Origin of the sequence: Umboniibacter marinipuniceus (assembly GCF_003688415.1) — a bacterium.
Classification (GTDB): domain Bacteria; phylum Pseudomonadota; class Gammaproteobacteria; order Pseudomonadales; family DSM-25080; genus Umboniibacter; species Umboniibacter marinipuniceus.
The window spans coordinates 340531-363285 of sequence record NZ_REFJ01000001.1; the positions used below are offsets into that span (position 1 = coordinate 340531).

A 22755-nucleotide genomic window follows, 5' to 3' on the forward strand; every position below is an offset into this window, starting at 1 on the left:
TAGGCTGAGAGTTGTTACATTTATAAGGTATGAGCTAGCGACCTAGCCGCTAGCTCATATTCAATTTTTTCTTGAGTGCCTTCATATTCTCCAGCTGCTCGGCCTTTGACAGCGGCTGCGAAATTTCACTTGGTAATTCTTTCACTTCGGGTGCAGGTATAAACTCACCCTCTACCACTTTCTGGCACCAGCTTTCGTAATGCTGAGTGAAAATAGGCAACACCTTTTGCTCGGTCTCGGAGGCAATTAGATGCCAACCGGTAGCACTGCCAGCGTGGTATACAATGGGGTTGCTCCACTTGAAAGCGGCGCGCGGAGTAGGTGCGTTGCAGGCCTCAACATACGCAGCACGTACACCGGGTAAGTCATGCGCAGCAAACAACTCACGACGACAAAATTGTTGCATTTTGAATAGTGTTGGTAAGTACTCACTGTTGTTAATGAGTTTCTTTACCGCCTTCAAAATAATATCTGCCTCAAAACACTGCAGGGATTCAGCCCAGAGTCTTCGCATGTGTGTGAGTGTTTGATCATCTTTGAAGGCAGCCAAAAACTGGTTGTGATAATTCAGGCGCAGAATGCCTACTACCTGATTAATGGCATCAATATGAGTTTCCGAAAAAACTGCTTTAGTTTGCCCAGCTGCGATCTTGGACGAGTTCCCCTGTTGATAGGTCACGCGTGGCTCTGTTGCCATGATTATCTCCTGTTGTCGACACGACACCCTGTTGGTGGCGTTGTGCCCAACGATGTTTAACATGCTGTAGAAACTTACTATTCCATGAACGATGTAGCTGTTGGCTTTCGCGCCAATAGAGCACGAACTCACCCACTACGCTGGCGGCAAAATCGGCTGGGATATTAGCCATCGCGAGAATATCGATAACATCTCGGTCGGGCTGCCAATTCGGGGCGATAGGCTGCGGGTTGGTGTCATGCTTAATATTATGGGAATAGGACTGCCATTGGCGACGAATATGTTGCAGGAACTTTGAGTCCCATGTTGACGAACTGTCACCGCGTTCGCGCCAATAGAGTTTGAATTCTGGAACGCAGTCATCAATGAAGCTCTGTGGTACTCCATCTCTTAACAAAATATTAGTGACATCGTCGCCGGGAATCCAACCCTCGTTCAACGGCTGCTTGCGAGCGGACTCGGCCTCGTCTTGCTGATGCTCTCGCCATTTTCGGCGAACCTGAGCAGCAAACTTACTTCCCCACGCATTGTGTGCGGTGCCACGCTCGCGCCAATAACTAACGAACTCAGTAAGTTGTTCAAGTGCAAATTCTCGGCTTACGCCAAACTGAGTTAGCGTTCGCATATCGTCTTCACTTGGTTGCCAGTTTGGCGCCATGGGTGAAGCGGCGTTAAATTGTGTGGGGGTAGGCCGCGCAATGGCTTGGGTGACCGGAGCCATTCGCTGTTCAACGCTAGCTGATAATTGCTGTGGGATCAGCCGGTAAATAAGTTCATTACTTTCAGAAACTGGGGGTGAAGCAACGATAATTGCGGACTGATTGTTCAGGCTTTGAATAATGCGTTGCAGGTCTTGAGTATTCCAAAAAGGGAATAGCTTTAGTAAGCGGGGACCTTCGAGTTTGACCCAGGCATGTCCGTCTTTACCTTTAACACCGCGAATGATTACTGCTTCATTCAAATGGCTCAGCAGCACAGCTTCTTCTAGCCCGTACTTGACGGCTAGTTCGCGCGCAACGCTGATGGTGCTATTGGTTAATAACGCGGTCATGTTTAACTCTCTACGATTGGTCAAACAGCATAACACAGCAATTCAGCTAAATTCATTAGGGAATTTATGAAAACTGGGATGTGATCAAATCTACGTGAGTACTGTTAACCGCTTAGTTGAAAACCCCTATTTTGTCTCTTAAAGACATCTCTAGTGTCTCCTTAAGTATTGAATCCGAATCAAGGCTGGCGTAATGTAGGTGTACATGGAGTAGCATCGTTCACACTGAGTACTGTGTTGAGCGCTTTGGGGGAGGCTCGTTGTTCTTTGAATAGCGATTTGCTCCACAGTATATCGAGCGGGCATTTTTGCACACGGACGTGCTACTTCATGTACTTTAGCTTTCAATTTCGTTGTTCAGAGTCCGCTCAGCAATCTTAAAACTCCGCTCACAACGCTTTCGCGAACGATCCATCATCATTGTCCACAACCCGGTTTAACACCGCGGAAAGTCACCGTATCAGAACGTCACTATCAGAAGTTGGCGACATGTGATTGCATCCTGTAACATCAAATACTTCCCTTTTATTCTTTGGAGCATAGCCCTGTGGCAAAAACCAAGTCAGCCTTCGTCTGCAATGATTGCGGTTCAGATTATCCCCGTTGGCAGGGGCAGTGTAATGACTGCGGTGCTTGGAATACGCTTTCGGAGGTTCGCTTAGGGGGTGCCTCATCGCGAGCAAAGCCCGTGGCGGCGGCGCGAGGAGGCTACGCAGGATCTGCCGGCGGGCAAACCGTTCAGACACTCGCCGACATCAACTTAGAAGATTTGCCGCGTTTTAGCAGCGGTAGTGTTGAGTTTGACCGCGTACTTGGCGGCGGCATGGTTCCAGGCTCCGCGATTTTGATGGGCGGACACCCCGGAGCAGGTAAATCTACGTTGCTACTGGAGACGCTTTGCTACCTGGCGCAACAAAATAGCTGCTTGTATGTCACTGGTGAGGAGTCACTGCAACAGGTTGCCATGCGTGCGAATAGATTGGGGTTGCCCGTCGACAAATTAAAAATGCTTTCCGAGACCAGCGTTGAGTCAATTTGTCAGGTTGCCGAGAAAGAGCAACCTAAGGTCATGGTGATTGACTCAATACAGGTTGTGCACATGGAGGACATAAGCTCGGCTCCCGGCTCGGTCTCTCAGGTTCGAGAATCAGCGGCCTTTCTGACCCGCTATGCAAAGCAAACGGGCACGGTGCTCCTATTGGTGGGACACGTGACAAAAGATGGTAGTTTGGCGGGGCCTAAAGTACTTGAGCATATGATTGATGCTTCGTTGCTGTTAGAAGGCACGCATGATTCGCGATTTCGGACACTTCGAGGGCAAAAGAATCGTTTTGGCGCGGTAAATGAACTAGGTGTCTTCGCAATGACTGACAAGGGGCTCAAAGCGGTGGCAAATCCGTCTGCGATCTTCCTACAAAAGGATCAGGCCGTCAGTTCGGGCTCAGCAATTATGGCCGTTTGGGAGGGCACTCGCCCGCTTCTCGTTGAGCTTCAAGCGCTGGTGGATGATTCTCACACAGGGCACCCGAAGCGCGTAGCGGTAGGCCTAGATGCTAATCGTCTGTCAATGTTACTTGCTGTGCTTCATCGCCACGGAGGAATCATGGTGGGTGATCAGGACGTCTTCGTAAACGTAGTTGGCGGTGTGAAAGTATTAGAAACCTCGGCGGATCTGGCGCTGTTATGCGCGATTGTATCCAGTCTGAGAGATAACGCCCTGCCTCGAGATCTCTTGGTGTTTGGCGAAGTTGGTCTGAGCGGTGAAATTCGTCCTGTCCCGTCAGGTCAAGAACGCTTACGCGAGGCGGTGAAACATGGTTTCACTCGCATTGTGCTACCAAAATCTAACGCGCCATCGGCTAAAATCCCGGGTGTGGAAGTTGTCGCCGTTGCAACCCTCGCTGAAGCGTTGGAAGCGCTGTTTTAGGCGCCAACCTTACGGGCGCGATAAACACTGAAGTCTGGGGCTTTTGGGCTGTAATTTTCGCTGAAGAGTGGTGATTTAATCAAATAGTCTGCCGTGGCTTCGTTACAGGCCATTGGAATATTCCAAACTGCGGCTAAGCGCAGTAAAGCTTTTACATCGGGATCATGAGGCTGAGCTTCTAATGGGTCCCAAAAGAAAATCATCATGTCTAAACCGCCTTCGCAAATCAGCGCGCCAATTTGTTGATCGCCGCCCAGCGGACCACTTTCGAAACAGTGTACGGGCGAATTCAGCGTCTTAGTAATTAGCTTCCCAGTGGTGCCCGTTGCGAATAACTGTTGGTCACGTAAATGTGCTTTATGGGTGTCTATCCAAGCCAAAAGAGCAGGTTTCATATTGTCGTGAGCAACCAAGGCAATGCGTTTGGTGGTGGGCATGATGAACTCCGTGTTAGTAAGACTGAGAAACAAAATTACGAATTGGGAAGCCCCTTCGTTTATTAATCACCATACTAACGCAGAATAGCCAGTTGGCGAGTAGGTTGGTAAAACGCACGAGTTCGCGCGGAACCGTAATGCCCTTCGCATCTAGCGCGACCATTTGGCGAATTACCTTCTTGCAATTGCACTTCGCGAGATTCAACTCGCTAACCGGAGCGGCGCCCTCGGGGAGGACGAAGCTGCTAACCGTATCGCCCAACTCAAGCTGATAATGTTTATAACTTTGTGTGAGCCAACTAATGTGTCGCTCATGTATAGCTTGCTTGCCCCGAATCGAACCGTTGAGATGGAATGCCAGCTCAACGAGCGTTGCGATGTCCACGTTGATGTCTGCACAGCTGTCTTCCAAATACTGAGCTATTCCGCCTAGGCGCGCGGCCAATTCGTCGGTTAGCACTTCAAAATCACACAGTGGCGAAGCTTCGTAGATGAACGGGTAGACCAGCTCGTCAATCGAGCCTTTATGCTTAAGCGTCATTGTGGGTGCCCTCACTTGTTGCTACCGCTCGAATTAGGGGCGGCGACTGATCAAAGTCCACTTGGAAACTTACTCCGAAGCTCGACTTGAGTTCCGCGGAGTTAAGTACACGTTCGGGCGAGCCGTCAGCTATTACCGCGCCCTCATGAATCAATAATAGCCGATCACAAAATTGTGCCGCAAGTTGAAGGTCGTGTAGCACCACCACAACGGCTTTTGCGGCTGTCGCCTCGGCGCGGATGCGCGACAGGAGCTCAAGTTGATAACGAGGGTCTAAAGCCGCTACGGGCTCATCGGCAAGGAGCAGTGTTGCGTCACTTGCGAGCGCACGGGCAAACCAAACTCGGGCTAGCTCACCCCCAGACAGAGAATCTAACTGGCGGTTAGCGAGCGAGACGAGATCAGCCTTTACTAGTGCTCGGTCAATGGCTGCATGATCTCCGTGAATTAAGGTTCCAAGCTCCACGGCATCGTGAACCGAAATTGGCCAATTCGTCTCGATGCTCTGCGGAATCCAGCTAATCAATCGCCCCCGTTCTTGCGCGGAGTATGTGCTGAGTACTTTGTCTAGCAACTCGATGGTGCCATGCTCAGGCGGCAATAGTCCGGTGAGCGCTTTAATCAGTGTGGACTTCCCGGCGCCGTTAGGGCCAATAATTCCCACTACCTCGCCCTTGTTAATGGTTAAGGAAACGCTCCTAAGGCGTTGATCTAAGCAGACATTTTTTAGGGAGACTAAAGCCATTTCTTACGCTCCGAAATTATCAGTTTGATAAACAGCGGGGCACCAAGGAGCGAGGTGACAACGCCAAGCTTGAGTTCCTGCCCTGAGGGGACGGCCCGTACGAATAGATCCGCTGCCACCACCAATGCCGCGCCACCAATCATAGCCGGAACCAGACTGCGGTCAGGGCGATGCCCCACCAATGGGCGAATGAGGTGCGGTACAATTAAGCCAACAAAGCCAATATTGCCGGCCACCGCCACGCAGCTTCCCACGGCGATGGCACTGCCAATAATGATCAGACGACCTTGACGTTTTGCGTTGAAACCGGACGTTTCTGCCACTTCTTCACCTAAGGTGAGGGCAAAGAGAAAGCGTTTCTGCGGCAGTATTAGCACGGCGGCTATCACTAGGCCAAGCAGCGCAATTGTAACGTGGTTATAGTCACGATTCGCCACCGAGCCGAGCAGCCAGAACACCAGTTCTTGCATGGCATAGGGGTTAGGTGCGAAATTTAACACCATCGCCAATAGTGCCGACGCGACAGTGGCAATAGCAAGTCCTGCAAGAATAAGGAGTGCCGGCCTACTAGAGCCAGCGAGCGCTAACACTCCCGACAAACATAATGCGGCTCCTAACAGCGCGGCGGCAGGAATTACATAGCTGGCGGCTAATCCACCTACTGCAAAATAGAATGCCGCTGCCGCCCCGAGTGCGGCACCTTGTGAGGCGCCTACTAGGCCAGGGTCAGCGAGAGGATTTCTCAGTAGCCCTTGCAGTGCTGCGCCAGCCAGTCCCAATGAAGCGCCACACAGCGCCGCAAGCAGTGTTCGTGGTAGCCGGATATCACCAATAACCATTGAGGCCAGCGAGGTTTCTTGGCTTAGGAGGTCCAGTAAGCCAGTGAGTGGCGAGACCCAAACGCTACCGAGTGATAGGGAAGTTAGCAGCAATACGGCCAGAATTAAGCCAAGTCGAAGATTTAACGCCATGCGCGTAGTTCCTCAATTAATTTGAAGGTCCATGGGCCGGGACATTGCCAACGCCAGTCATCCGAGCTGTAGATTTGTTGAGGCTTCAGTAGCTGCTTCCAAATGGGATGATCAAAGACTAGGTTCGCCAGTGCAGGGCTTTGAGGCGCGGCGATAAGTAGTCGATCAGGTGGACTGGCGATAACCCCTTCAAGATCAATCGCGGCGTATCCAGAATGATCGGAGTAGTTGCGAAACCCTATTTGTTCTAGCAGCTGATTTTCGAAGGTATCTAAACCTGTGGCAATGCCGTTAGATCCCAGTTTGAGCAGCAACGGCGCGTCCTCGCTTAACGGTGGCGCAGGTTGATATTGGGCTTCATATGGCTGCTCTGGCGATAGCCACGAGAGTAGGGTGCTATTTTGCTCGTCAACCGCGGCCAAGGTTTGAGGAAGTGTCAATATTTTTACCGGGTAGCCAAGCGCGGTGAGGCGCTCACGGAGTAGCCAAGCGTTATATTGCCCCACTACTATAAGGTCTGGGTTCAGGCTGATTAGCTGCTCAAGAGAACCGTCGTGAAGCGCATAGCTAGTCGTGTCAATCGGGCCTTTGTAACTGGCACTCAGCGGGCTGAGAGCGAGGATTTGGCTGGGCTCAGCATAGTGAGCCAGCAGCCAATCGCTACAGAGGTCGAGCGAGATGACTCGCTCGGGCCGATCAGAAGCTGTAGCTAACGATGAGAGAAGCAGTGCGGCCCAACTGGCCAAAACCGGTAACGCTCTCATAATCTTCGTCCATGAGGTTATTAACACCAAAGTTAACGGCGAATTCATTCGTTACTTGGTAACGAGCGCCGACGTCTAACGTGATATAGCTATCGAGTGTGGGATAGTTGGCGAATAACCAGTTGTAGTCGGTGCGGTCACCGGTATAACGAAGTTGCGTCCAAATCGCCGCCTGCTCAACAATCTGCCAATTCACCATAGCATAGGCTTGATGTTTCGGGACACGCAAAGCGGGCTGTGGCTGAGGATTGTACTCTTTAGCGTCAGTGAAGGTGTAGTTGGCGCTGAACTGCCATGCCGAAGCAAACTGCTGCTGGTATTCCAGTGCTAGACCCTTTGCCTCGCTTGAGTCCACGTTTTCCATCTGTGAGTTGGGGAAGCTGCCCACCGAGCGAATGAGTTGCTTGGTATCTTGTTGGAATAACGTGGCGGAGAGCGTTATATCGTTGTGCTGCCAATCCAAGCCGATATCCGCCCCCTTTGAAGTTTCGGGCTTGAGCTGTGGGTTGCCGCCGAAATCGTAAAGCTCAAAGAGAGAAGGTGCTTTGAAGCCAGTCCCGTAGCTAGCGCGCAGGCTAAAATCAGTCGATAACTGGTAGCGAAGCGTTCCCCGATAGCTCAGCTCAGTGCCAAAACGATCATGGTCGTCGTGTCGCAATCCTAGGGAGTAGCTGATTGCCTTTGTTTCGCCCATGAGCTGAGCAAAAACACTGTTGCTACTCACTGACTGCTTAGCAAAATAGGTAGTGCCTACCTCTTCATCAAGCTTGTCTGCGCCAATAAGTAATTGGGCAGCGTCACTAAAGCGGTAGTTGGCGGTGACCTCGGAGTATTCGCGCTCACCTTCGGCAAGGTAGTCCTGCATGCCAGCAGGAATTCCCCAGCTTGGGTAGCCGGGCGAATAGCTGCTCGTTTCGTTAGTGTCTTTACCCTGAGTGTGCGCAATCATGAGCGAGAAGCTGTCATCGCTAGTCGCGAAGCTGGCGCTGGCGCGGAGGTACTGAGAGTGACGATCCTGCAGGTTTTCAAAGCCTGGCGCTTCGTCAATCGGCAGCCCCGTAGTTAGGTCGTCGGCGTCAAAGCCAACGGTATTCCTGCTGTCGTACCCCACGAGGTTAATGTCAAAGCCATTTAAGCGAGCACCTAATTGCACGTTGGCCGCATCGGATTCATAGCGATCCTTCTCGCTATTTCCTCTTGCTTCGCTCGCGGCTGAAATACCATCGGTTTGATAGTGACTGTATTGGAGGCCGCCATAAAAGGTTTCGTTATCAAAGCTTCCTGAGATCGCGGCTCGAGCCGTTTGATTACTCCCGACTTCGGCACTCAGGCCAAGACTCTGTTCCTTGCCGCTATTAGTGATGATATGAATTACACCACCCGAAGCATCGGTGCCGTATAAAACGCTTTGTGGGCCGTAGAGGATTTCAATCCGGGCGACACCAGTGAGGCGAAGGTTAGCTAAGTCTACGAAGCCCGTGACGGGATCATTGATTCGCATGCCATCTAGTAGTACTAGAGTATGATTGGCCTCTTGGCCACGCAAGCGAATTTGGGTCAGCGCGCCGGCGCCACCATTACTAGCGAGCGACACACCTGGGGCACGTTGAAGTGCTTCGCTGACGAAATAGATGCCTTGCTCACGGAGTTCGCTTCCGAGCAAACTGAAGCTAGTTGAACCCAGCTGATCAGCCGCCACAGGCATACGATGCGCGGTGACATTAATTTCTTCAAGGGATTGTTCTTCAGCGTAAAGTGAGGTGCTTAGAAAGGCCGCAACGCTAATAGCGCCCGCGGACCAAAGTGTTTTGTAGGTCATGATATCTGCCGTGTTTATTAAGATTATTCGGCCTAGTTTGTCTAGGCCGCCAACCCGCGTTGTCAGACGGCAATCCGCTTCGATCATTCACCCGATGAACGAGGGACAACGGGTTTTTGGCAGGTCTCCTGGCTACTAAGTCGGCAACAGCATCAGACCTTCCCAAATACATGGTGGTACACAAGTGACGATGTCTCGTTAGCTACAGTTGCGGGGACAGCTTCAATTAATGCGCCGAAGCGCTGAATTCCCTATTAATTCCGAAGGAAACCAAAAACCTTTCAGGTGGTCGCATTATAGGGATGGGTGGAACGCGGTGCAAAGCTAATTAAGTTCAATATTACTGTTTAGCAGCTTCGGCTTCAGTTTCAGTTCTAAGGCATTTCAGAATACGGGGGCGATTGCTCTGCATGATTGATGGCCTATTGATTTTCAGTTAACTCAAGCTTTTGACCCGAAAAAGAGTCATATAAAGCCCTGTGGTGCGCTTTGGAGAAGGTGTCGTCACGTAGCTCGTAGTCCGCAATCCAGTTCAATAGCATGGGTAGGTTGGCATCTTGATCGGCCTTCGAGGCGTATTTGTGAGGCTCCCAAGGTCGGTTCTTGGCGTTACTAAGGCAATCTTCTACTGGAAGGTTTAAAAAGATTATTTGGTCAGCCTGATTAGAAAGGGGGGCTAGTAAGTCACTATAACAACCTTCGATGATCCATTGATTATGGCCTGAAATCGCGGCGTTAATTTGCGCTAGCGAGTCGCTAACCGGCCTTCGATTCGGCGGCGAGGTGTTTTCCCAAGCAAAGTTGTCGAGGTCTAAGTGCAGCGCTCCCTGGCGTTGACTAGTGCGCGCCGCTAGAGTCGATTTTCCTGAACCTGAATTACCGAAAATTAATATCTTGGTCATCGTTTCTCCTTTGCCGCAGGGGAGTCGTGGTTAGTTTTTATGGGCTAACGCTCACGGTAGTCGAAGTTATTGTACATTTCTTCCATGAACGGCACGGCGCGTTGAGGCCACTACTCCCACTTAACCTTGCTAGCTCTTTTACCATAGTATCCAAGGTTAGCATCAGTGGTTGATTTCCGAATAGCGAAAGACTCAACAGCACTATTAGCGATCGCAGTAATTAAATTCCTTGAGCGTGCTAACGTTTTAAACTGTAAGTTGCGTAAAGCTTTCGCTAAAATAGCATACAACTCGTCAACCAATTGTGGAGATTGCTGTTATGCCACGCGCTGCAGAACTAAAGAAAGGCCAGGTGGTTCGTTATAAGGACCAAATGTGTATCGTTCGAATTATTGACGTACAAAACCCATCTGCGCGCGGAGCGGCAACGCTCTATAAAGTTAGATTCTCCACTATCCCGGACGGGGCAAAACTGGAAGATCGCTTTAAGGGCGACGATCAGCTTCCCGATGTGGATTTGATCCGCCGTGAAGTGACTTACTCCTATGACGATGGTGATTTCATGGTGTTCATGGATACCGAGGACTATAGCCAGTTTCCAGTCAGTCGCGAGGCACTGGGTGATCAGGTACTTTATATCAGTGAAGATCTTCAGGGGGCGTTAGCACTGATGGTGGATGGCAACGTGGTGGCGTTGGAACTACCGTCAACCATTGAATTGACCGTAGTGGATACGACTCCTGTCATCAAAGGTGCAAGCGCAGCCGCTAGGACGAAGCCGGCAACCTGTAACACTGGGCTCGTGGTACAAGTGCCCGAATACTTGGCCCCAGGCGAAAAAATTCGCGTCAATGTGGACGAAGCTCGCTACATTTCGCGTGCTTAGGTTGTTGCACCTTGCTTCCCAGAGAGAGTGTTGCGGCTGATTGCTTCCTAATAAGAGTGTGCTGATGGATTACTTTAAAGGGGTTCGTTTAACGGTCCCTTCGAGTGTTGGAACTAAGCTACCACCATTTACTCTGCTCCTGGGGCTGATAGCGTTGCAGTTTTTCTATTAGACCCGCAGCCGAAGCATCCTCCAATAGCAAACCTACATGCCGTTGGTGCATAAACCCCTCGGAGGCCGCGTGACTAAGGAACGCCAGAAGTTGGCTAAAGTAACCTTGGCTATTTAACACACCAATCGCTTTGCCGTGAAACTCTAGTTGTGCCCAGGTGAGCGCCTCAAACAATTCCTCAAGTGTGCCCATGCCGCCCGGCAAAGCGATGAACGCGTCGGCTAAGTCGGCCATCATCGCCTTGCGCTGATGCATGTCATCTACTATATGCAGTTCGGTCAAACCCTGATGGGCCACTTCCTTTTCTACCAAACCCCGAGGCATCACGCCAATGACTTTCCCGCCAGCGGCGAGGCAAGCATCCGCCATTGCGCCCATGGAGCCAACATTCGCGCCACCATAGATAAGGGTGATCTGTTGTTCGGCTAGTAACTCTCCAAGGGTAGCTGCCTCTGCTAAATAGTGTGGCGCCACTTGGCCGGATGAACCACAGTAGACGCAAATTCCTTTGATCATGACTTAGCTCCAGCGATGAGGGCGAGTTTTCTTTGGCGAGACAGCTTTTTGACGGCGTACTCGCGTTTGAGGGCCGACGAATAGGAGTGGCCTAGTTCAGTCCAAACTAGCGCGCGGGGCTTGTGAGCGCGAGTGTATTTTGCGCCTTTACCGGCGCAGTGCGCTTGATATCTCGCTTTAACGTCATTGCTGATACCGCAGTAGAGGGTGTTATCCACCGTCTCAATGAGGTAAACGGACCAATTTAGTTCGTCATTTTGCACAAAAACTGCCCTTTTTAGTGGGTCACTACGATTTACGCTTATCATCGCATAACGCAGTGTTACAATAAGCGGCTAGTATATAACGATCTCAACCGATTTTTATAAGGGTTCAAGAACACCATGGCTGAATACGTTTTTTCAATGAATCGTGTGGGCAAAATCGTCCCGCCAAAACGTCACATTCTGAAGAATATCTCACTGTCATTTTTTCCTGGCGCCAAAATTGGTGTGTTGGGTTTAAACGGTGCAGGTAAATCTACGCTACTGCGTATTATGGCGGGTGTAGACAAGGACTACGAAGGTGAGGCTCGGCCTATGCCAGGTATCAAGGTGGGCTACCTTGAACAGGAGCCACATCTCGATCCTGAAAAAGATGTTCGCGGTAACGTGGAAGACGGTGTTCGTGAAGCGGTTGATGCGCTGGCAGGATTAGAGCAGGTCTATGCGGACTACGCTGAGCCGGATGCTGATTTCGACGCGCTCGCTAAAAAGCAGGCACGTTTTGAGGATATTATTCAGGCATGGGATGCGCACAACCTAGACAACCGTTTTGAAGTGGCCGCCAATGCATTGCGGCTCCCAGCATGGGATGCCGATGTGACTAAGTTGTCAGGGGGAGAACGCCGCCGTGTGGCGCTTTGTCGCCTGCTAATGTCACGCCCAGATATGTTGCTATTAGATGAGCCAACTAACCATTTGGATGCTGAATCGGTAGCGTGGTTAGAGCGATTCCTACTAGACTTCGATGGCACAGTTGTGGCTATTACCCACGATCGCTACTTCCTTGATAACTGCGCCGGTTGGATTCTTGAATTAGACCGCGGCGAAGGCATTCCATACGAAGGTAACTACACCACGTGGTTGGAGCAAAAAGAAGCGCGCCTGGCAATGGAAGCAAAGCAAGAAGCCGCGCATGCAAAAACTATGAAGCACGAGCTTGAGTGGGCCCGTCAGAATCCAAAGGGGCGGAGAGCTAAGAACAAAGCTCGTTTAGCGCGCGTAGAAGAAATGAGTGGTCGCGAATTCCAGAAACGTAACGAGACCAACGAGATCTACATTCCGCCAGGCGAACGTTTGGGTGACAAGGTGATAGAGTTTAATAATGTCACTAAGCGTTTTGACGACAAGGTGCTTTATGAGGATTTAAGTTTCTCTATTCCCAAGGGTGCAATTGTCGGAATTGTTGGCGGTAACGGTGCCGGTAAGTCCACGCTATTCAAGCTAATCAATGGTCAAGAGCAGCCCGATGGCGGAAACATTGAGATTGGCGAAAGTGTGAAGTTGGCGTTCGTTGATCAGAGCCGCGATGCGTTGGATAACGATAAAAGCGTTTGGGAGGAAGTGTCAGGTGGTTTGGATAACATCACTATTGGCAACTACACCACCTCAAGCAGAGCCTACGTAGGCCGTTTTAATTTCAAGGGAACAGACCAGCAAAAGCGCGTGGGTGATCTCTCGGGTGGTGAGCGTGGACGTTTGCACTTAGCGAACATTTTAAAACAGGGTGCTAACGTACTGTTGTTGGATGAGCCAACTAATGACTTGGATGTTGAAACATTACGAGCACTTGAAGAGGCGCTACTAAACTACCCAGGTTGTGCGATGGTTATTTCGCATGATCGTTGGTTCCTTGATCGCGTTGCGACCCATATTTTGGCGTTTGAAGGCGATTCGAAAGTAGTGTTCATGGAAGGCTCCTATGCTGACTATCACGAAGACTTGATTGCTCGTCATGGCCCGAATTATGAGCCATCGCGCATTAAATACACCAAGCTAAAAGACTAGCTGCGCGCTCGCTCAGCTCTAATCTGGGTAGGCATTACAAAGAAGGCGACTGATTATTCAGTCGCCTTCTTTTGTCTTAGCGTTAGTGAAACTAGGCGAAACCCGTTTCGTTCAGCCCTGCTCACTTAGCGCCCAAGGATGCTCCGCGCCACCACTTCCTTCATGATTTCTGAGCTTCCAGCGTAGATCGTTTGCACGCGTGCGTCTCGGTAGAAGCGAGAGATCTCGTATTCGTCCGTATAGCCGTAGCCGCCGTGAAGCTGTAGGCAAGTGTCCACCATCTTCAACTCCATTTCCGTGGACGCCAATTTGATCATCGCACCGTCATCCACGGTCATTTGATCCTCAGCAAATTTACCCTTTAGCTTTTCGTAGAGTGCTCGACACATTTCCAGTTCAGTCTTTAACTCTGCCAGCTTAAAGCGGGTGTTCTGGAACTGAGCGATACTTTGGCCAAATGCTTTGCGATCCGTCACGTATTCGCAAGTCATATCGAGCGCGCCTTGGGCATGGCCGATAGCTTGAATTGCACAACCTAAGCGTTCGCGAGGGAGCTCTTGCATCAGGTACATAAAACCTTTGCCTTCTTCGCCCAATAAACACTCTGCTGGCACCATGACGTCCTCAAAGAAGAGTTCCGCCGTGTCACTACTGTGTTGCCCCATCTTCTCCAGCTTTTTGCCCTTGGAGAATCCCGGCAAGGACGTATCCACAAGGAATAGCGAAATACCCTTGGCGCCCGCGGCTGGGTCTGTTTTAGCGCAGACAATAACCATGTCGGCGTGGATGCCGTTGGTGATGAAGATTTTCGAACCGTTCAGTCGGTAGAATTCACCTTCGCGAATTGCGGTGCTGCGCATACCTGCAACGTCACTGCCTGCACCCGGTTCAGTCATGCCAAGGGCGGTGACAATGTCACCACTCGCCATCCCTGGAAGCCAGCGTGCTCGCTGGTCATCGTTACCGATATTCATCACATAAGGTGCAACGATATTGGCATGGATGTTATAACCCGTTGCTAAGCCGAAATAACCACAACGCGACAGCTCTTCCATAATCATCAGTGCAACATCAACACTGGTTTCAGAGCCGCCGAACTCTTCCGGCATATCAACTAACAGAAGGCCTGCTTCGCCCATGGTGCGCCAAAAGTCCCGTGGCATACAGTGGTCTTGTTCCCACTGTTCGTAGTTTGGTGCCACTTCCTGTTCGAAGAAGCGCAAGACCATATCTTTAAAAAGTGTAATTTCTTCTGACATATTGCCCCCGTGAATGCTTTCTTATACGCATAGATATGGGGCTTAGATTAGCCTAGGGAGTGGGTTTAGTCTGTAACGATTTGTGGCTGCTTAGTCACGTCCGCGACAGGACGGCTTCCTGTCGCGGACGCAAAGAGAGGCTATTGAGGGTATTCAGTAATCAAGCGATAGAACAACTCAACGCCGGTCTTCATGGCGCCATCTTCAACAACGAAGTAGGGAGTGTGGTGAGCTGGCGCGTCTTCGGGAGCTGTATCGGGATTGCGGCCTCCAAGGAAGAAGTAAACGCCAGGGACCTTTTCTTGGAAGAAACTAAAGTCCTCTGCGCCCGTGACCGCATTGCGCTCAAAAACCATGTCATCACCAGCGGTTCTTCTTGCTATGGGGAGCACGGCGCGTGTTAACGCTGGATCGTTGAAGGTAACTGGATAATTGCTACTGTATGGGAGGATTAGCTCAATATCAGTGCGGGTAGCCATCGCGACGCCAGCCACTTTGCGATGCATAGCGGCCCAGATTTGATCGCGCATGTTGGGGTCCAAGGTTCGAATAGTACCCAGCATCTCAACTTCCTCGGGAATGATATTGCTGCGAACACCGCCGTGAATCGCGCCCACGGTAACCACGGCGCCGGCGTTAATGAGTTCAGCCTCGCGGCTTACAATTGTTTGCAGTTGATTGATAAGTTGCGCCGAGGCGACAATGGGATCAATCCCTCCCCAAGGGTACGCGCCATGTACTTGCTGACCTTTTACAATGATCTTAAAGTCTTGTACTGAAGCCATGATACCGCGTTCGCGATAACCTATTGCTCCCATCAGTTCGCCGGAACTAATGTGGATGCCGAACACGCTATCGATGTTGTGGCGCTCAAGCACGCCTTCTTTGACCATGAGTTCCGCACCCCCTTCCTCGCCTCGCGGCGCGCCTTCTTCTGCGGGCTGGAAAAGAAAGACTACTTTGCCACTAAAGGCATCGGTGTTGGCGGCGAGTAACTCAGCAGCGCCCATGAGCATAGCCACGTGCGTGTCGTGGCCACAGGCATGCATCACAGGGACCGCTTCGCCGTTATATTCGCCCATTGCGGTGGAGGCGAAGTCTAAGCCGGTTTGCTCTAAAACAGGTAGCGCGTCCATGTCAGCACGCAGTCCGATAGTTGGTCCCGGCTTTCCTGAATCGAGGATGCCTACTACACCCGTATGCGCCACACCGGTTTCCACTTCAATTCCAAGCGAGCTTAAGTGCTCAGCAATGTAGCTAGCCGTTTCAAACTCCCTATTCGACAGTTCTGGGTTTTGGTGTAAATGATGCCGCCACTCAATAACCTGAGGTTCGATACTGGCAACTTGCTCTTTAATGGTATCAGCGGAACTAACGGTGCTCAGCGCTAAAATGCTAAGAGCGAGTGTCTGCATGGTCTTCATAAACACGTCCTTATCTATTATCAATTAGGGACCACATTACGTTCCCCGTGACTAACTGTAAACCACACTCGAAGGGAATTATCCATCATTAGGAGTGGAGTCAACGTTCGTTAGTGGGTAAGGTAACGGGTATAGGTGCGTGTATGGCTAGCGGAACAGAAATGGCCAGCACTTGGCTCGCGAGCACAGCATCTGAGTGGTTGAATACGTGATCTGATTCAAATTTAATCAATAAAATGGCTACCCACCGCACAAGCGCGCTAGAATGCTCTGGCGATCGCCCTGTGGGTAACGATAATAAGAAATAACAAACAAGAGTTTGAGTGAAATGAAGAGACATGCGAAGGGTTTTACGCTCATTGAGTTAATGCTGGTGATTTTGATTATTGGCATTCTGGCGGCTATTGCCATGCCGCAGTATGATGACTATGTAACACGAACGAATCGCACTGCGGCCCAGCAGTATATGCTTGAGCTGGCCTCGGCTGAGCAGCAATACCTTCTCGATAGCCGAAGCTATACCTCAACGATTGCAAACTTGGGAGTCTCGGAACCTTCTGCCATAAGCGGAGTCTATACCGTCACCATCGCAGTAAGCGCTGGGCCGCCGAGATTTGTGATTACCGCTAAGCCCGTTGCGGGTACCACTCAGGCAAGTGATGGTGACCTCACAATCAATCAGCTTGGAGTTAAAACTCCGGCTGCGAAGTGGTAGGGATAACGGTGAAACAACATCAGGGCTTCTCATTGGTTGAACTGCTCATTATCTTAGTGATTTTGGGCATAACGGCGTCCATTGCCTTACCTCGCTTTCAGGCGTGGGCAGCGCAGTCGCAGCAGAGGGCGGTAGCGCTACAACTGCAAAGCGGCATTTCCGTCGCTCGTCAGGAAGCTATCAAGCGAAGAGCTGAGGTATGGGTCAAGCCCAATGGCAGCACCAGTGCAGATTGGAGTAACGGTTTTTTTGTGGCAACCAGTGATAGTACAAGCTTTGCCGATTGTACTGCCGCGTCTGCCGATACGAGCTGTCTATTTGTGAGTGAGGCGTTTTCAGATGTCACCATCACAGCCGCCGTCAACGAGATTGTGTACGGGGCTAACGGCCGTAGTGATGTGGCCAGTGATGCAAGTAGCACCAACGATAGTTTTGAGGTCTGTGCTTCAACCGTTAGCGGCTTGAATTCGAGTGATGTAACTTTGAAGTTATCTGGCGGTACAGAGTTGAGTACGGGAGATGCCTGTTCATGATGCGCGCGCGCGGTTTTAGTTTAATTGAATTTCTCGTGGCACTCTTTGTTACGGCGGTCGCTATTTTAGGTTTCGTTGCGCTGCAAGGCCGAAGCCAGCTGGCCGCGTTAGAAGTTTTGCAGCGTGATGAAGCGCTGCGATTAGCACAGAATATGGCTGAATACATTCAAGGTAATGCCGGGGTTGCGGGTTGCTATGCTTTTTCATCAAATGGCACAGCCTACGTTGGAACGGGTTATAGCGGGACAGTAAGTTGTGCGGCCTTTGGTACCATTGCAACACGAGTACAGCCAATGCGAGATATAGTGCGCTGGGACAACGCATTGAAGGGAAGAGGTGAGCTTGATGGCACCGATGCCGTAGGGAGTTTAGTGGATGCTCGGGGTTGTGTTTATGGGCCTACCGACACCTATGATGCTAGCGGCAATTTAGTGTCTTCTACCGATTTTTATGAAATTGTTGTGGCCTACCAAGGCGCCTCGTCCACGATTGTCCCCAGCGCAAGCTGTGGCAATGGTTTATATGGAACGGATACATTTCGCCGGGCAGTGCGCCTCTATGTACGTGTAGCGGAGTTGGACTGATGACGTATCAAAGGGGTCTCACCTTAATTGAAGTTTTAGTTACCTTGGCCTTGGGTGCTGTGTTGATGACTACTGTGGTGTCGGTGTACATTTCAGGTTTGGGCACCAATGCTCAGCTAAGAGAAGGTGCTCGGTTGTTGGAGGATAGCGTCTTTGCTACTTCCCAATTTACCGAGGAATTCGAGATGGCTGGATACTTTGGGCGGCTAGATGACTACATGGCCGCTACGCCCGCGGCGGTGCCCGACGTATGTAATGCGGCATGGGTGGCCACGTCGGCCACACTCGCTGCGCAAATGGCGGTGCCGGTTACTGGCTATAATGATGTCGCCAGTGGTTTTAGTTGTCAGGGTGTCACGGTCTTAGAGGGTACCGATGTGGTAGTGGTGGCGCGCCGCTCTTCTCAAGAGGTGGTAACCCTTAATGCTAACACCTTTTACCTTCAGGCTAGCCCTGTTAATTATGTGATTGATACGGGTGCTAATGCGTCCAACTTCAATCTAAGCGAATACGCAACGGGCTTATCGCTTGGTGTGGCGCCTTTCTTGATCAATGTTTATCTGGTGGATGCAGCGGATCTAACGCTCAAGCGGTTGACGCTCTCTGGTAGCGGTTTTGTGCTGGAGCCATTAGTTGAAAATATTGATGCCTTTGAGGTGGATTATGGTGTGGATCGCTCTAACGATGGCGCACCGAACGATACCAATGTAGGTGACGACGATGCGTATGTCTCATCACTTACTACCGTAGCAGATTGGCAGAACGTTACCGCCATTCAAACCTACCTGTTGATTCGTTCTGAGGATGCCGTGTCAAAGCAAACGGATACGCGTACTTACTTCATGGGCGAGGCAGGCTATTTTGGTCCGTACTCCGATCAGTTTAAGCGCCGATTGGTGATTGGTAATGTGAAGCTCACAAATATTGGTATGAGGCGACAATGAAGAATCAACGTGGCGCAGTGTTAATTACCGCACTAGTAATTGTTGCACTGTTAGCATTCTTATCCGTATCGCTGTTATATCGTACTACGACTTCAGCGCAATTAATGACTGCGCATCAGGACCGCCTGACTACCGAACAGGTGGGTCGTAATGTCATTGAGTACGTTCTTAGCGATGTTGATAATCTGGTGAATTCGGCCACCACAACATTAACCATTCCGGCGGAGTTAACCTCGGGTTATACGGTGACCGTAGGTACGCCAGTTTGCGTTCACGCTCAGGCAGCGGCCGGCTACTCGTTGACACAAAGTATTGTTCCAGAAACGGTTTACTGGGAAGTTGATGTTTCCGTAGTAGATACAATCACTTCCGCCGTAGCGGGTTACCGCCAAGTGGTCAAATTTAACTACACAGCGGGCAGTTGTGATTAGGAGTTCCTTATGAAGACTAAGCGACTATCAGCCAAAATTTCCACGCTTGCCGCCGCCGTTGGTTTTGCGGCAGCGAGTTCTGTGCCAGCGCACGATACCGACATCTTCCTAGCGGGAGCTGGGGCTGGTGGCGTCCCAAACATTCTCTTCGTTATTGATAACTCGGCCAACTGGAATGCTTCCATGGGCGACGAGACCAATGGCGTTGATACCCGAACCCCAACTAAAAATATGCTCATCCACGATGCCCTCTTTAACATGGTGTCCTGCTTAGCTGTTCCCGACACGGTGGTTGAAGTGGAGCAAGCCGATGGTAGCTTTGCTTCAACGGTTGTCGCAACGGGTGCGGTGACGGATCCTAGTTGTCCCGCGGATTCGAATAGTTCGACCTACGCCATGAATCTAGGGCTGATGTTGTACTCGGACTCAAACTCGCCACGTGGCGGCAAGATTATGCGTGCGGTAGAGGAATTTACCCCAGCATCGCGACTAGCTTGGCAGGATTATTTGGTCCGCAAAGAAGCTGAGAGTAAAACCGGTAGCGAGTTAGCGATCAGTGACTTGTTCTATTTGAATGCAAGTGGCAATGATAATGATTATTTGCTCGACAAGACCAACAACGCGCCTTACGGCATGTCTTTACATGAAGCGTACCGCTATTACATGGGGCTCTCAGCTTATTCTGGCTTAAATGATGGTAATTATGATCCCGCGGCAGTGGATGCCAGTGGTAACTATATTTCGCCCGTCACAGCTGGAGATTGCGGCAACAGTTACGTAGTGTTGATTGGTAATGGTTCGCCTGATTCCGGCGAAAACACCAGTGCAGAAGCCGCGTTGAGAGCTGCTGGAGGAGATGCGTCGGTTATTGACTTGGACGGAAATAAATATGAGTCGAGTTGGGCCGATGAATGGTCGCGTTTTTTAGAAAATACAGATACCGATGATAGCCAAGATGGAAATCAAAACATCGTTACCTTCGTTGTCGATGTCTACAACCCTGATGCCAATGGGAAAGACCCTAGGACAGCTGACGAACGTGGATATTTAAGAAGTATCGCTCGCGGTGGCTATCATACTGCTGAGAATGCTAACGAGCTGACTCAGGCTATTAAGGACATTCTGAATGAAATTCTGGCCATCAATACCGCGTTTGCGGCAACCGCATTGCCAGTATCGGTGAACGTTCGTGGGACTAACTTGAACCAAGTTTATATTGGCGTATTTAGACCTGATACCTACAATCGCCCGCTGTGGCCAGGTAACCTAAAAATGTACACATTAGGAGTGGACGCCAACACCAATGAAGTTCAGCTTGAGGATAAAAACGGCTTGGCCGCAGAGAATCGCGCATCAGGGTTTATCAATGCCACTGCAACGAGTTTCTGGAGTGTAGATTCGAATTACTGGGATTTTGACCCTAGAGGGACAATACCATCGGGTTCAGATGCGCCCGACGGAGAGGTGGTTGAGAAAGGCGGTGTTGCACAGCGTATTCGAAGTGCTTCTGCGGCGGTTCGGGACCTGCTGACCTTTACCAGTGACACCAGTGGAACGCTCGGTACAACTATGAGCAGTGAGATTGATAGCTCACTCTACAGTTGGTTGTCGGGTAACGATGTCTACGATGAAAACGACGACGGCTCAACGGCGGATATGCGACCTTATGTACACGGCGACGTCATTCACTCTCAGCCAGCCATCGTGAACTACAACACTTACGGTAATGATGACACGATTGTTGTCTTCTATGGCTCGAATGACGGTTTATTTCGTGCAGCACAAGGCGGCCCGGGTGACGACGCCGGAGATCATCGAGGCAATGAACTTTGGGGGCTTACACTTCCAGAGCATCTGGGTGAGCTGGAACAGCTTAACTATGACGCCAGCGACGCCGCCGCTGATGTGGCACACGTGACTTCTTCGTTTGGTAAAATAGGCGCGGATAAACCCTATTTTGTGGATGGCGGCATTGGCGTCTATACCAATGATGCACAAGTGAGTGGTGAGGCCGGCTACGGTTCGCTCGGCAACATTGGTGATACTGTCAACCTATACATGGGGATGCGCCGAGGTGGGCGCTTCCTGTATGCCTTAGATGTTAATAATCCAACGAGCCCCCGGCTACTTTGGAAGCGCTCCTATGACGCCCGTTCAGCCCAGCTAGATGATGGCTTTAGCGAGCTTGGTGAGACTTGGTCGAAGCCTATTCCCGCTATCGTCACTAACCGTATTTCGGATGCTAGCGCACCAGATGAGTATCGCGAGGAAGACAAGGTGTTACTTTTCTTCGGAGCGGGTTATGAGTCGTCAATTGATGATAGTGGCACCAGTCGAAATGATGGAACGCCTGGGTATTCTATGGGAAGAGGCATTTATGCGCTCGACGCGCTGACCGGAGATATTGTTGCCTTTATCGGATCGGAAGAACCGGCCGACTTTCCAGCTTCTGCCACGTTTATCCAAAATGGACATATGAAGTGGTCAATTCCTTCAGATCTTACGATAATCGACAGAGATAGAGATGGGTCAGCTGATCGAATCTACGTTGGTGATACCGGCGGCCACGTATGGCGCGTTAATTTAGCCGAGCTGAAAAATGGCAAAGTCGACATGTCAGACACAAGTACGACACCCTGGGAGGTCAGTTTACTCGCTTCAGTTGGGCACGAACAAAGATTTCTCTACCCGCCCGATGTGGTAGATGCGGTTGATGATCCAGAGGCCGCCAATCCGCTTCAAATGGGATATGACTCGGTAATTATCGGCTCGGGTGATCGCGAAGATCCCTTTGATGAATCTGTCAATTACCGATTCTATATGTTCGAAGATAAGGATGTGTCACCATCAAGTCCCGGCGGAGGCTCCGGTGGGGTGCCGAATGACCCTAGCTCATCGGTTAGCGGTTCAGACTGGATATCGAGGTCGGACCTATCTAATTTAACGAGTGCTGGCGCTACCGTCGATGAGTCTAAGGAAGGTTGGTATTTTACGCTAGTCAATGGAGAAAAGGTGGTAAGTAATGCGGTTACCTTATCTGGGGTAACCTATTTCAATACTCATCAACCAGCCGGTGCAGGATCCTGTGACTCACTTGGTATCGCTCGCTCCTATGCGGTGCGAATTTCTGATGGTGAAGGGGTGAGTAACAACGACTATATTCCTGGTAATGATCGCTTCGAATATGTTCCTGGAGGCGGGCTACTGCCGTCACCGGTGCCTGGCATTGTGGAAATTGACGGTAACTTAGAACAGGTTGTCATTTCAGGTACTCACGTGACTACGCCAACGGCAACTGAGTTAAGTCGTCGCTACCGCGTGTCTCGGGGAAACCTCAATGCGTCCGATTAATGGTACTAATGCCTAGGGCAACGCGAGTTCTACGAATA

Annotated in this window: 22 protein-coding genes and 1 riboswitch; of the genes, 9 read left to right on the forward strand and 13 right to left on the reverse strand. The window is 50.7% G+C overall.

All coding sequences use genetic code 11. The features are described from left to right. Positions 1 to 49: 49 nt before the first annotated feature. Together DFR27_RS01590 and DFR27_RS01595 are read right to left on the reverse strand one after the other, a co-directional pair. Positions 50 to 697, reverse strand: coding sequence for a replication protein P (locus DFR27_RS01590; protein ID WP_121875707.1), 648 nt, complete (start codon positions 695 to 697; stop codon positions 50 to 52). Beyond that, positions 630 to 1748 carry a DnaT-like ssDNA-binding domain-containing protein gene (locus DFR27_RS01595; protein WP_121875708.1) on the reverse strand — a complete coding sequence of 373 codons (1119 nt, stop codon included), beginning with the start codon at positions 1746 to 1748 and terminating at the stop codon, positions 630 to 632. Before DFR27_RS01595 ends, DFR27_RS01590 begins: the two co-directional genes overlap by 68 nt. A 547-nt stretch (positions 1749 to 2295) precedes the next feature. Between DFR27_RS01595 and radA the strand changes: the two genes are divergently transcribed. Continuing rightward, positions 2296 to 3675 (forward strand): DNA repair protein RadA, encoded by a 1380-nt coding sequence (gene radA, locus DFR27_RS01600; protein ID WP_121875709.1) that lies wholly within the window; start codon positions 2296 to 2298, stop codon positions 3673 to 3675. On the opposite strand, the gene DFR27_RS01605 is transcribed toward radA, so the two are convergent. From DFR27_RS01605 to DFR27_RS01635, 7 genes are all read right to left on the reverse strand, one after another. Continuing rightward, complete coding sequence (locus DFR27_RS01605; protein ID WP_121875710.1) at positions 3672 to 4112, reverse strand: methylglyoxal synthase; 441 nt, start codon at positions 4110 to 4112, stop codon at positions 3672 to 3674. The two genes, radA and DFR27_RS01605, sit on opposite strands and share 4 nt — an antisense overlap. 13 nt (positions 4113 to 4125) lie before the next feature. Further along, positions 4126 to 4653, reverse strand: coding sequence for an ATP:cob(I)alamin adenosyltransferase (locus DFR27_RS01610; protein ID WP_121875711.1), 528 nt, complete (start codon positions 4651 to 4653; stop codon positions 4126 to 4128). Beyond that, the gene (locus DFR27_RS01615; protein ID WP_121875712.1) at positions 4643 to 5398 is read right to left on the reverse strand and encodes an ABC transporter ATP-binding protein; all 756 of its coding nucleotides are present in this window, start codon (positions 5396 to 5398) and stop codon (positions 4643 to 4645) included. The genes DFR27_RS01610 and DFR27_RS01615 overlap by 11 nt, the downstream gene beginning before the upstream one ends. Next, positions 5389 to 6369: a FecCD family ABC transporter permease gene (locus DFR27_RS01620; RefSeq protein ID WP_121875713.1), complete on the reverse strand. Its 981-nt coding sequence runs from the start codon at positions 6367 to 6369 to the stop codon at positions 5389 to 5391. The genes DFR27_RS01615 and DFR27_RS01620 overlap by 10 nt, the downstream gene beginning before the upstream one ends. After that, on the reverse strand, positions 6360 to 7133 hold the full coding sequence (locus tag DFR27_RS01625; RefSeq protein WP_121875714.1) for an ABC transporter substrate-binding protein: 774 nt from the start codon (positions 7131 to 7133) through the stop codon (positions 6360 to 6362). Before DFR27_RS01625 ends, DFR27_RS01620 begins: the two co-directional genes overlap by 10 nt. Continuing rightward, the gene (locus tag DFR27_RS01630; protein WP_170150739.1) at positions 7066 to 8952 is read right to left on the reverse strand and encodes a TonB-dependent receptor plug domain-containing protein; all 1887 of its coding nucleotides are present in this window, start codon (positions 8950 to 8952) and stop codon (positions 7066 to 7068) included. The genes DFR27_RS01625 and DFR27_RS01630 overlap by 68 nt, the downstream gene beginning before the upstream one ends. Before the next feature lie 101 nt (positions 8953 to 9053). Next, positions 9054 to 9242, reverse strand: a riboswitch (cobalamin riboswitch). Between the two features lie 132 nt (positions 9243 to 9374). Further along, positions 9375 to 9854 (reverse strand): AAA family ATPase, encoded by a 480-nt coding sequence (locus tag DFR27_RS01635; RefSeq protein WP_121875716.1) that lies wholly within the window; start codon positions 9852 to 9854, stop codon positions 9375 to 9377. A 319-nt stretch (positions 9855 to 10173) separates the two neighbouring features. Between DFR27_RS01635 and efpL the strand changes: the two genes are divergently transcribed. Beyond that, positions 10174 to 10740: an elongation factor P-like protein EfpL gene (gene efpL / locus DFR27_RS01640; protein WP_121875717.1), complete on the forward strand. Its 567-nt coding sequence runs from the start codon at positions 10174 to 10176 to the stop codon at positions 10738 to 10740. 118 nt (positions 10741 to 10858) lie between these two features. On the opposite strand, the gene DFR27_RS01645 is transcribed toward efpL, so the two are convergent. Both DFR27_RS01645 and DFR27_RS01650 read right to left on the reverse strand, forming a co-directional pair. After that, positions 10859 to 11428 carry an LOG family protein gene (locus DFR27_RS01645; RefSeq protein WP_121875718.1) on the reverse strand — a complete coding sequence of 190 codons (570 nt, stop codon included), beginning with the start codon at positions 11426 to 11428 and terminating at the stop codon, positions 10859 to 10861. After that, positions 11425 to 11691 carry a GIY-YIG nuclease family protein gene (locus DFR27_RS01650; protein WP_245962581.1) on the reverse strand — a complete coding sequence of 89 codons (267 nt, stop codon included), beginning with the start codon at positions 11689 to 11691 and terminating at the stop codon, positions 11425 to 11427. The genes DFR27_RS01645 and DFR27_RS01650 overlap by 4 nt, the downstream gene beginning before the upstream one ends. A 120-nt stretch (positions 11692 to 11811) precedes the next feature. On the opposite strand from DFR27_RS01650, the gene ettA reads away from it, so the two are divergent. Then, positions 11812 to 13476, forward strand: coding sequence for an energy-dependent translational throttle protein EttA (ettA, locus tag DFR27_RS01655; RefSeq protein WP_121875720.1), 1665 nt, complete (start codon positions 11812 to 11814; stop codon positions 13474 to 13476). A gap of 125 nt (positions 13477 to 13601) precedes the next feature. Here ettA and DFR27_RS01660 read toward each other — a convergent pair whose 3' ends face one another. After that, positions 13602 to 14735 (reverse strand): acyl-CoA dehydrogenase family protein, encoded by a 1134-nt coding sequence (locus DFR27_RS01660; RefSeq protein WP_121875721.1) that lies wholly within the window; start codon positions 14733 to 14735, stop codon positions 13602 to 13604. 140 nt (positions 14736 to 14875) lie between these two features. Then, complete coding sequence (locus DFR27_RS01665; RefSeq protein ID WP_121875722.1) at positions 14876 to 16159, reverse strand: amidohydrolase; 1284 nt, start codon at positions 16157 to 16159, stop codon at positions 14876 to 14878. A 328-nt stretch (positions 16160 to 16487) separates the two neighbouring features. Between DFR27_RS01665 and DFR27_RS01670 the strand changes: the two genes are divergently transcribed. Genes DFR27_RS01670 through DFR27_RS01695 form a run of 6 tightly spaced genes read left to right on the forward strand, consistent with a single transcriptional unit; the run spans position 16488 to position 22717 of the window. Then, the gene (locus DFR27_RS01670; RefSeq protein ID WP_121875723.1) at positions 16488 to 16874 is read left to right on the forward strand and encodes a type IV pilin protein; all 387 of its coding nucleotides are present in this window, start codon (positions 16488 to 16490) and stop codon (positions 16872 to 16874) included. An 8-nt stretch (positions 16875 to 16882) separates the two neighbouring features. Beyond that, complete coding sequence (locus DFR27_RS01675) at positions 16883 to 17407, forward strand: GspH/FimT family pseudopilin (protein WP_170150740.1); 525 nt, start codon at positions 16883 to 16885, stop codon at positions 17405 to 17407. After that, positions 17404 to 17991, forward strand: coding sequence for a type IV pilus modification protein PilV (gene pilV, locus DFR27_RS01680; RefSeq protein ID WP_121875724.1), 588 nt, complete (start codon positions 17404 to 17406; stop codon positions 17989 to 17991). The genes DFR27_RS01675 and pilV overlap by 4 nt, the downstream gene beginning before the upstream one ends. Further along, on the forward strand, positions 17991 to 18935 hold the full coding sequence (locus tag DFR27_RS01685; RefSeq protein ID WP_121876091.1) for a PilW family protein: 945 nt from the start codon (positions 17991 to 17993) through the stop codon (positions 18933 to 18935). The genes pilV and DFR27_RS01685 overlap by 1 nt, the downstream gene beginning before the upstream one ends. Next, positions 18932 to 19366, forward strand: a complete 435-nt coding sequence (locus DFR27_RS01690) for a hypothetical protein (RefSeq protein WP_121875725.1) — start codon at positions 18932 to 18934, stop codon at positions 19364 to 19366. Before DFR27_RS01685 ends, DFR27_RS01690 begins: the two co-directional genes overlap by 4 nt. Before the next feature lie 9 nt (positions 19367 to 19375). Next, positions 19376 to 22717 carry a pilus assembly protein gene (locus tag DFR27_RS01695; RefSeq protein WP_121875726.1) on the forward strand — a complete coding sequence of 1114 codons (3342 nt, stop codon included), beginning with the start codon at positions 19376 to 19378 and terminating at the stop codon, positions 22715 to 22717. Positions 22718 to 22755 lie beyond the last annotated feature (38 nt).

Excerpts from the sequence above, each read along its gene's own strand:
- DFR27_RS01590 (WP_121875707.1), bottom strand. The coding sequence starts at position 697 with ATGGCAACAGAGCCACGCGTGACCTATCAACAGGGGAACTCGTCCAAG.
- DFR27_RS01595 (WP_121875708.1), bottom strand. The coding sequence starts at position 1,748 with ATGACCGCGTTATTAACCAATAGCACCATCAGCGTTGCGCGCGAACTA.
- DFR27_RS01605 (WP_121875710.1), bottom strand. The coding sequence starts at position 4,112 with ATGCCCACCACCAAACGCATTGCCTTGGTTGCTCACGACAATATGAAA.
- DFR27_RS01610 (WP_121875711.1), bottom strand. The coding sequence starts at position 4,653 with ATGACGCTTAAGCATAAAGGCTCGATTGACGAGCTGGTCTACCCGTTC.
- DFR27_RS01615 (WP_121875712.1), bottom strand. The coding sequence starts at position 5,398 with ATGGCTTTAGTCTCCCTAAAAAATGTCTGCTTAGATCAACGCCTTAGG.
- DFR27_RS01620 (WP_121875713.1), bottom strand. The coding sequence starts at position 6,369 with ATGGCGTTAAATCTTCGACTTGGCTTAATTCTGGCCGTATTGCTGCTA.
- DFR27_RS01625 (WP_121875714.1), bottom strand. The coding sequence starts at position 7,133 with ATGAGAGCGTTACCGGTTTTGGCCAGTTGGGCCGCACTGCTTCTCTCA.
- DFR27_RS01630 (WP_170150739.1), bottom strand. The coding sequence starts at position 8,952 with ATGACCTACAAAACACTTTGGTCCGCGGGCGCTATTAGCGTTGCGGCC.
- DFR27_RS01635 (WP_121875716.1), bottom strand. The coding sequence starts at position 9,854 with ATGACCAAGATATTAATTTTCGGTAATTCAGGTTCAGGAAAATCGACT.
- efpL (WP_121875717.1), top strand. The coding sequence starts at position 10,174 with ATGCCACGCGCTGCAGAACTAAAGAAAGGCCAGGTGGTTCGTTATAAG.
- DFR27_RS01645 (WP_121875718.1), bottom strand. The coding sequence starts at position 11,428 with ATGATCAAAGGAATTTGCGTCTACTGTGGTTCATCCGGCCAAGTGGCG.
- ettA (WP_121875720.1), top strand. The coding sequence starts at position 11,812 with ATGGCTGAATACGTTTTTTCAATGAATCGTGTGGGCAAAATCGTCCCG.
- DFR27_RS01660 (WP_121875721.1), bottom strand. The coding sequence starts at position 14,735 with ATGTCAGAAGAAATTACACTTTTTAAAGATATGGTCTTGCGCTTCTTC.
- DFR27_RS01665 (WP_121875722.1), bottom strand. The coding sequence starts at position 16,159 with ATGAAGACCATGCAGACACTCGCTCTTAGCATTTTAGCGCTGAGCACC.
- DFR27_RS01670 (WP_121875723.1), top strand. The coding sequence starts at position 16,488 with ATGAAGAGACATGCGAAGGGTTTTACGCTCATTGAGTTAATGCTGGTG.
- pilV (WP_121875724.1), top strand. The coding sequence starts at position 17,404 with ATGATGCGCGCGCGCGGTTTTAGTTTAATTGAATTTCTCGTGGCACTC.
- DFR27_RS01685 (WP_121876091.1), top strand. The coding sequence starts at position 17,991 with ATGACGTATCAAAGGGGTCTCACCTTAATTGAAGTTTTAGTTACCTTG.
- DFR27_RS01690 (WP_121875725.1), top strand. The coding sequence starts at position 18,932 with ATGAAGAATCAACGTGGCGCAGTGTTAATTACCGCACTAGTAATTGTT.
- DFR27_RS01695 (WP_121875726.1), top strand. The coding sequence starts at position 19,376 with ATGAAGACTAAGCGACTATCAGCCAAAATTTCCACGCTTGCCGCCGCC.